Origin of the sequence: Pseudomonas sp. 2822-17, assembly GCF_002742485.1 — a bacterium.
GTDB classification, from domain to species: domain Bacteria; phylum Pseudomonadota; class Gammaproteobacteria; order Pseudomonadales; family Pseudomonadaceae; genus Aquipseudomonas; species Aquipseudomonas cyclaminis.
This window is the reverse complement of the sequence record NZ_LJRZ01000610.1, coordinates 1-241: the sequence shown is the minus strand read 5'-3', so window position 1 is coordinate 241 and position 241 is coordinate 1. Positions and strand designations below refer to the sequence as shown.

Annotated in this window: 1 protein-coding gene; it reads right to left on the bottom strand. The window is 38.6% G+C overall.

Annotation, left to right across the window (positions count from 1 at the left end; genetic code table 11):
* The coding region (locus tag AOA60_RS23575) for an S-adenosylmethionine synthetase N-terminal domain-containing protein (RefSeq protein WP_305887059.1) at positions 1-241 on the bottom strand (241 nt) is incomplete at both ends.

Sequence of the window (241 nt, the reverse complement as noted above, 5' to 3'; positions counted from 1 at the left end):
CTTCCAATGCAACATCTACACCTTGAGCAATATCAGGGGACTGCTCATCAATGGAAGTTAATACAGCACAAGTCTCATAATCAAAACCATATTTTGCACGTGTATATCCAATACCCTTCACTGTTTCCCTAACAATTTTCGGAATATCAACATACGTAGATGTAGTGATTTCCCCTGCAACTAATACTAATCCTGTATTTACAGATGTTTCACAAGCAACCCTAGCATTCGGATCCTCTTT